Below are 6,782 nucleotides of genomic sequence, written 5' to 3' on the forward strand. Positions count from 1 at the left end.
TTTGGGTCGCCCACTCCACCCCCGCCCCCCCCCCCACCACCTTGTCCGCATACGTTCGTCCCGCTGCGAGCCGCCGGGTCAACGGCGGCTCCCCAAACGGGAGATCGGGAGTGTGCGTGCGCATCGGACTGCTGACGGAGGGTGGCTATCCGTATCTGAGCGGTGACGCCGGGCTCTGGTGCGACCGGCTCGTGCGCGGGCTCGGGCAGCACGAGTTCGACGTCTACGCGCTCAGCCGTGCCGAACACGACGCCGACGCGGGCTGGGTCGAACTTCCGCCGCAGGTCAGCCGGGTTCGCACGGCACCGCTGTGGACGGCTCGGGAGGACGGCGTCACCTACGGCCGGCGTGCGCGCCGGCGCTTCGCGGAGTCCTACGCAGAGTTGGTGGCCGCGCTGTGCGAGGGGGAGCCGCCGGACCCGGGGTGCCCTTCGGGGGCCGCCCCGGTCGCTCAGGCGGACCGTTTCGCCAATGCGCTGTACGGCCTCGCCGAACTCGCCCGGGACGAGGGCGGGCTGGTGGGAGCGCTCCGCTCGGAGAGCGCCGTGCGCGCCCTGGAACGTGCCTGTCGCGCGCCGGGCGCGTTGCGTACGGCGCGCGAGGCGCGCGTGACCGACCTGCTCGCCGTCGCCGCACACCTCGAACGCGCCCTGCGCCCCCTTTCCCTCGACTGGTACGAGGACGAGGGGGGCGACGAGGGTGAGGGCCTCGGCACGGTCGACCTGTGCCACGCCACGTCCGGCGGAGCGGCGGCGCTGCCCGGGCTGCTCGCACGGCACTTCTTCGACGTGCCGCTGCTGGTGACCGAGTACGGAGTACGGCTGCGTACGCACTATCTGAGCTCGGGGAGCAGTCCTTCGCCTGCGGGCTCCGGGGGCGCGCCGTCCGGCGGAGCCGCTCCCGTCGCACCGGCTGCTGCCGCAGCACCCGCCGTACGCGCCCTGGTCGCCGCCTTCCACAATCGGCTCGCCGCCGAGGTGTACCGGCAGGCGGCCTGCGTCACCCCCGGCAACACGCACGCCCGCCGCTGGCAGGAGCGATGCGGTGCCGACCGCGCCAAACTGCGCACCGTCTACCCGGGCATGGCGGCCTCCCGGTTCGCCGAGGTGGGCGACTCCTCCGACACCGTCGATCCGCACACCCTGGTCTGGGTGGGCCGTGTGGAACCGGCGAAGGACCTGGTGTCCCTGCTGCACGCCTTCGCGGAAATCCGCAAGGAGGAACCCCGCACGCGCCTGCGGATCGTCGGGGCCCCGGCCGGGGTGGAGGGGCAGGCCTACCTCGGACACTGCAAGGTACTGGCCGCACAGCTCTTTCCCGACGAGGCGGACGGACCGCACGCCGTCGGCGACAACCCGGTGTCCTTCGAGGAGATCGGCGGTCCGCAGGCGCCCACCCTCGCCGAGGCGTACGCGGCCGGCGCGGTGGTCGTCCTGTCCAGCGTCGTCGAGGGATTCCCGGTCGGCCTGGTCGAGGCGATGTTCTGTGGCCGGGCGACGGTCTCGACCGACGTCGGCGCGGTCGTCGAGGTGATCGGCGGCACGGGACTGGTCGTTCCGCCGCGCAATCCGCGGGCGCTCGCGGAGGCGTGCGTGGCGTTGCTGCGCGACCCCGAGCGCCGTGCACGCCTGGGCGCGGCCGCCCGCGCCCGAGCCCTCGAACTCTTCACGGTCGAGCAGAACATCGCGGCATTTCACGGCATTTACCTGGAGCTCGTCTCCCAGGCGCCGGTGCGTCGGTTCGTCTTCGACGACGCCGGCGAACCCCGTCCGTTCGCCGTCCCCGCCGAGGCGTGTCTGCCGGGTCACTGGACCGGCCCGGACGCCCGTGTCACCGCCCGGCGCGGCCCGGGCTGGACGGCGGGGCCACTGGTACGGGGTGCCTCGCCCATCGCCGCGACGGAGGGGGCACGATGAGCGGGCTCGACGAACTGAACCGCCCGGGAACGGAACCCGGAACGGCGGGAACGGAAGGACCAGCGGGGGCGCTGGGTTCACCCGGAACGGCGGGAACGGAAGGACCAGCGGGGGCGCTGGGTTCAACCGGACCAGCGGGGACGGTGGGAGCGGTGGGGGCGCTGGGTTCACCCGGACCAGCGGAGGTGCTGGGATCGTCGGGAGCGGCGGAAGCGGTGGGCGCCGTGGGATCGTCGGGCGCACCGGGCGCACCGGGCGCACCGGGCGCACTGGGATCGTCGGGCGCGCCGGGCGCACTGGGATCGCCGGGAGCGCCGAGATCACCGGCCGTGGCGGTAACGGCGGGGGCCCCGGAAACGCCGGGGGTGGGGGAGGCGCCGGGCGGGAGTTCAGGGGCGCTCGGCGATGTCGCCGCCGACGGGCGCAGGCCGGCCGCTCCGCGCCGCGGGGCCGCGGATCCGGTGAAGGCCCTGATGCACCGTCACCGTGAGCTGTGCGAACGGGCCGTCGACCCGCTGGAGATCGCGGCGGGCTTGGAGGCCCACGGGGTCACCGACCGCACCGCCGCCCGCTTCCGGCACCGGGACGTCTTCTCCCTCGCGGAGGAGATGTACGCCCGCGTGTCCCGCGACGGTGACGCGCCCCCGCTCACCACGGCGACCCCGGTCCCCGGGCCCCGCCTGGACTGGGCGCTGCTCACCCTGCTGCCGGGCGTCCTGTGTGCCGCGACCATCACGGGTGTGCGTCTCACCGAGGGGCGCACGTGTCTGCTCGTGGCCGCCGGGGGCCTCCTGGCCATGGCCCTCGCCCTGCGCGTGGTGATGCGTCGCGGCCCGTTGAGCCCGCACGGCGGCGCCCACCCCGGTCCGCACCGGACGGGCGCCTGGACCTGCTGGCTCCTCGGCTACGCGGCCCTGGGCGACAGCCTCCTGCGTGCCGCCGTCGCCGGAGGGCCCGACGGGCCGCCCGACGGGACGACGGGCGGCCCCTGGCCCGTCGCCGCCGCCCCGCTGCTCACCCTCGCGCTGGCCTGCGCGCCCGCCGCCTGGAGCGCCCATCTGCTCGCCGTACGCGCCCGGCGCCGGCTGAACACCAGCCGTGGCCTGGAGGAGTTCGCCGCCTCCGTGCAGCCGCTGCTGCTCGGCACCTGCGCCCTCTTCCTGTGCGCGCTGGCGGCACTGGCCCCCCTGTGCGCCACCGTCCTGGGCGAGCCGGTCGACTACGGAAACATCCTCACGCTGGGTGCGCTCCTCTTCCTCGCCCGCCTCCTCGCCGTGCACGGCTTCACCCAGGGCCCGGCGGTCGTCCTCGCGGCCGCCGGCACGGCCGAGGCACTCGCCCCGGCCACCGTCTTCGCGGGCCGTCTTCCCGGCTGCGGCTTCCTTGCCACCCCTGTGGAGACCCTGGTGGCCGCCCGGGGCCCGGCCGGTGTCCCGTCCCTCGTCTGCGGAGCCGCCGCCCTGACCCTCTTCTTCCACGCGACCCGCACCCTGACCAGGGCCTCAGCCCACGTGCGAACGGACCAGCCGTGCTGACGCGAGCCCGCCCCGCCCGGAACCTGTCGTCGGTACCTCGGCCGCCGCGCGCGGCGCACCCCCCACCACGCCCTGACCGCACGGCACACGCGTTCCTCCACCCAGCCGCAACCCACCGCAACACCCTCCAAGGAGAGACCAGATGACCACCTCCCGATCCGGAGCGACCGGAGCCGCCGGGGCACCCGCGGTCGCAGGAGCCCCCGCGGCCACAGGAACAACCGGGGCGACCGGAGGGCACAGGGCAACCGGAGCCTCCGCGGCCCCGACGGCAGCCACGGCGCACACTCCGGGAGCCGCACGATGAGGGTTCTGCTGATCGGAGCCAACGGCTACCTCGGCCGTTTCGTCGCCGACCGTCTGCTCGCCGACCCGGCCGTCCAGCTCACCGCGCTCGGCCGCGGTGACGACGCCGACGTCCGTTTCGACCTCGCGTCCGGCAGCCCCGGCGCACTCACCCGCTTCCTAGACGCGGTCCACCCCCAGGTCGTCGTCAACTGCGCGGGCACCACCCGGGGCGGCGCCCGCGAACTCACCCGGCACAACACCGTCGCCGTCGCCACCGTCTGCGAGGCCCTGCGCCGCAGCGGCTGCGGCGCACGGCTGGTGCAGGTCGGCTGCGGCGCCGAGTACGGCCCGAGCCAGCCCGGTTCCTCGACGGCCGAGGACGCGGTGCCCCGCCCCGGCGGCCCGTACGGGGTCAGCAAACTCGCCGCCACCGAACTCGTCCTCGGTTCCGGCCTGGACGCCGTCGTCCTCCGGGTCTTCTCGCCCGCCGGTCCCGGCACGCCCGCCGGCTCCCCGCTGGGCCGGCTCGCCGAAGCCATGCGCCGTGCCATGCAGTCCGGTGACGGCGAGCTCAAGCTCGGCGGCCTCGGTGTGCAGCGCGACTTCATCGACGTCCGGGACGTCGCCCGCGCCGTGCACGCGGCCTCGCTCTCCGCCGCGCAGGGAGTCATCAACATCGGCTCGGGCCGCGCCGTCCGCCTGCGTGACGCCGCCGCGGTCCTCGCGCGGGTGGCCGGGTACGGCGGCGCCCTCCACGAACTCGACGGCCTGCCCGGCCCCCACCTCAGGCCCGCCATCGGCCACCCCCGCCCTGAGCCGGACCACGCGGGCCCCGTCGCGTACCCGTACCCGGACGGCTGCGGCAGCTGGCAACAGGCCGATGTCCGCACCGCCCGCGACCGGCTCGGCTGGCGGCCCCGCATCAACCTCGAGGAGTCCCTCGCCGACATCTGGATGGAGGCGGCATGTCGTATCTGACCGGAACCCCGGCAGGCACGGCGAGCCCCGGCACCACCGACGTCCGCACCGGCTTCGGCGTCCCCGGCATCGCGCACCCCCTTCTCGCGCCGACCGAGTGGGTCGAACTCGCCCGTCCCGGCAGACCCGTGCACTGGGTCGTCCTCGACGTCGCCGACGGCCCCGGCGTCCGCCCCGACCCGTGCTGCCTCGAAGCCGTCGGCCGGCTGCACAACACCGGCGTCCGTGTCCTCGGGCACCTCGACCTCCGCTACGGCGCCCGCGCCTTCGCCGAGGTGATCTCCGACGCACAACGCCACCTCGACTGGTACCAGGTCGACGGCTTCCTGCTGGACCGATGCCCGGCCGGGCGCACCGACCTCCCCGCGCTGCGCCGCACGGTCGGCACCCTCCGCACCCTCCGTGACGCGCCGCACATCGTCCTCGGCCACGGCACACACCCGTACCCCGGCTACGCCGAGCACGCCGACCAGTTGGTCACCTTCTCGGGTCCCTGGAGCGACTACCGCTGGTCGCAGGTCGCCGAGTGGACCGCGGAGCACCCACCCGAGCGCTTCTGCCACTTGGTGCACGGCGTACCGCGCGGCCACCTCGACGAGGCGCTGCGCATCGCCCGCTGGCAGGGCGCCGCGACGATCTGGTTCACCGACGGCACCGATGGCACCGACCGCGGCGATCCCGGCGACGCCTGGGAGACCATGCCCGGCTACTGGGACGAACTCGTCTCGCGCATCGGAACGGGTGTCTCGGAATGAAGAAGGCCATGGCAGTGTTACGCGGAGAACAACTGTAGTGATCGACCGACCAACGGAGTCCCCGTGTCGCTGCCACCCCTGGTCGAGCCAGCCTCTGAGCTCACCGTAGACGAGGTCCGCAGGTACTCCCGCCACCTGATCATTCCCGATGTGGGGATGGACGGGCAGAAGCGGCTGAAGAACGCCAAGGTGCTCTGCGTGGGCGCCGGCGGCCTGGGCTCGCCGGCGCTGATGTACCTGGCCGCGGCGGGGGTGGGCACGCTCGGCATCGTGGAGTTCGACGAGGTCGACGAGTCGAACCTGCAACGGCAGATCATCCACAGCCAGGCCGACATCGGCCGCTCCAAGGCCGCGTCCGCCCGCGACTCCGTGCTCGGCATCAACCCGTACGTGAATGTGGTCCTGCACGAAGAGCGGCTCGAGGCCGAGAACGTGATGGACATCTTCAGCCAGTACGACCTGATCGTCGACGGCACGGACAACTTCGCGACCCGCTACCTGGTCAACGACGCGTGCGTGCTGTTGAACAAGCCGTACGTGTGGGGCTCGATCTACCGCTTCGACGGCCAGGCGTCCGTCTTCTGGTCCGAGCACGGTCCCTGCTACCGCTGCCTCTACCCGGAGCCCCCGCCGCCGGGCATGGTCCCCTCCTGCGCCGAGGGCGGTGTCCTGGGCGTGCTGTGCGCGTCCATCGGCTCCATCCAGGTCAACGAGGCGATCAAGCTCCTCGCGGGCATCGGCGAGCCGCTGGTCGGCCGCCTGATGATCTACGACGCCCTGGAGATGCAGTACCGCCAGGTCAAGGTCCGCAAGGACCCCGACTGCGCGGTCTGCGGCGAGAATCCGACCGTCACCGAACTCATCGACTACGAGGCCTTCTGCGGGGTCGTCTCCGAGGAGGCCCAGGCGGCGGCGGCCGGCTCCACGATCACTCCCAAGCAGCTCAAGGAGTGGATCGACGACGGCGAGAACATCGAGATCATCGACGTCCGCGAGCAGAACGAGTACGAGATCGTCTCCATCCCGGGCGCCAGGCTGATCCCGAAGAACGAGTTCCTCCTGGGTACCGCCCTGGAGAGCCTGCCGCAGGACAAGAAGATCGTCCTGCACTGCAAGACGGGTGTCCGCAGTGCGGAAGTCCTCGCGGTGCTGAAGTCCGCGGGCTTCGCGGACGCCGTACATGTCGGCGGTGGCGTGATCGGCTGGGTCAACCAGATCGAACCGAGCAAGCCGATCTACTGACCCGGCCCTCCCCTTCGCCCACCGGGGTACCCGGTCCGATCGGCGGGGGCTTCGCGCACCACGAGTGC

The 6,782-nt window shown here is 73.4% G+C and carries 5 protein-coding genes; all 5 read left to right on the top strand.

Annotated features, from left to right (window positions below; genetic code table 11):
* The first annotated feature begins 116 nt into the window (after window positions 1–116).
* Entirely contained in the window at window positions 117–1,916 is a 1,800-nt protein-coding gene (locus tag ACFWBB_RS42185) for a DUF3492 domain-containing protein (protein WP_385284493.1), read from the top strand.
* A gap of 365 nt (window positions 1,917–2,281) precedes the next feature.
* Complete coding sequence (locus tag ACFWBB_RS42190) at window positions 2,282–3,451, top strand: hypothetical protein (protein WP_385284496.1); 1,170 nt, start codon at window positions 2,282–2,284, stop codon at window positions 3,449–3,451.
* 303 nt (window positions 3,452–3,754) lie between these two features.
* Window positions 3,755–4,717, top strand: coding sequence for an NAD-dependent epimerase/dehydratase family protein (locus tag ACFWBB_RS42195; RefSeq protein ID WP_385284499.1), 963 nt, complete (start codon window positions 3,755–3,757; stop codon window positions 4,715–4,717).
* Complete coding sequence (locus ACFWBB_RS42200) at window positions 4,705–5,472, top strand: spherulation-specific family 4 protein (protein ID WP_385284502.1); 768 nt, start codon at window positions 4,705–4,707, stop codon at window positions 5,470–5,472. The genes ACFWBB_RS42195 and ACFWBB_RS42200 overlap by 13 nt, the downstream gene beginning before the upstream one ends.
* Window positions 5,473–5,535: 63 nt before the next feature.
* A complete protein-coding gene (gene moeZ, locus ACFWBB_RS42205; RefSeq protein WP_385284505.1) occupies window positions 5,536–6,714 on the top strand; it encodes an adenylyltransferase/sulfurtransferase MoeZ in 1,179 nt (392 codons plus the stop codon).
* The last annotated feature ends 68 nt before the right edge of the window (window positions 6,715–6,782 follow it).

The sequence above is a fragment of the Streptomyces sp. NPDC060000 genome (assembly GCF_042737375.1).
GTDB lineage: Bacteria > Actinomycetota > Actinomycetes > Streptomycetales > Streptomycetaceae > Streptomyces.